This is a genomic window from Variovorax sp. JS1663, assembly GCF_002157355.1.
In the GTDB taxonomy this organism is placed as follows: Bacteria; Pseudomonadota; Gammaproteobacteria; order Burkholderiales; family Burkholderiaceae_C; genus Variovorax.
This window is the reverse complement of sequence record NZ_LYMK01000132.1, coordinates 1-1,388: the sequence shown is the minus strand read 5'-3', so window position 1 is coordinate 1,388 and position 1,388 is coordinate 1. Positions and strand designations below refer to the sequence as shown.

The 1,388-nt window shown below is 65.9% G+C and carries 1 pseudogene; it reads left to right on the top strand.

The window, feature by feature from the left end:
* Positions 1-1,388: pseudogene (locus tag A8M77_RS34950) on the top strand (trimeric autotransporter adhesin BpaB); the annotation flags it as partial.

Below are 1,388 nucleotides of genomic sequence, written 5' to 3'. Positions count from 1 at the left end.
GAACGCCATCGCGATGGGCAACGGCGCGGAAGCCACCGGTGACAACTCCATCAGCATCGGCGTGGGCAACAAGGTCAGCGGCAAGAACTCCGGCGCCATCGGCGACCCGAGCATCATCGATGGTGCCAACTCCTACTCGGTGGGTAACGGCAACCAAATCGACGCGAAATCCAGCGACGTCTTCGTGCTGGGCAACGGGGTGAACGTGGGTCCAAACCTGTCGGGGGCGGTCGTGCTGGGCAGCGGCTCGACAGCAGCGGCGCCAGTCGCCGTTGCCGCCAACGGCACCATTGCGGGTACGCCCTACACCTACGCGGGCACCACGAACGTGACCAGCACGGTGAGCGTGGGCGCGGTGGGGGCGGAGCGCCAGATCGTCAATGTGGCCGCGGGTCAGGTGACGGCCAACAGCACTGATGCGGTCAACGGCAGCCAACTGTTCGCCACCAACAAGGCCGTCGAGAATCTGGCCATCAACGCCAATGCAGGCTGGAAGTTGGGCACCAATGCCAATGCGGCGCAGACTGTGGCCCCGGGCGGCACGGTGACCTTCGTCGACGGCAAGAACATCCAGATCAGCCAGGATGCTGCCAACAAGATCACGGTGGCGACGATCGATACCCCGAGCTTCACCAGCCTGACCACGGGTGGCACCAGGATCGACAACACCGGCATGACCATCACGGGCGGGCCGAGCGTGACGACCGGGGGCATTGACGCAGCCAACACCAAGATCACCAACGTGGCGCCCGGTGCCCTGAGCACCACCAGCACCGATGCGGTCAACGGCAGCCAGCTGGACGCCACCAACACGAACGTGACCAACCTGGGCACCACGGTCAACACCCTGGATGCCAGGGTCACCAACATCAACGACAAGGGCACCAAGTACTTCCACGCCAACTCCGTGGGCACCGACAGCAAGGCGATCGGCGCTGACTCGGTGGCCATCGGCCAGGACGCGGTGGCCAACAACGCCAATGACGTGGCCCTGGGCGCCAAAGCCAGCACCGCTGCGGCGGTCGGCACGGCCGGCGCCACCATCGGCGGCAAGGCCTACACCTTTGAGGGCGCCACCCCGGTGGGCACCGTCTCGGTGGGCAGCGCGGGCCAGGAGCGCACCATCACCAACGTGGCGGCCGGTCGGCTCAATAACACCAGCACGGATGCGGTCAACGGCAGCCAGCTGTTCGCCACGAACCAGGCGATCGACACGATCACGACCAACGCGGTGCAGTACGACGACGCGACCAAGACCACGGTCACGCTGAACAAGGGCGGCGCGACCACCAAGATCACCAACGTGGCGCCCGGTGCCCTGAGCACCACCAGCACCGATGCGGTCAACGGCAGCCAGCTGGACGCGACGAACACCAACGTGACCTACC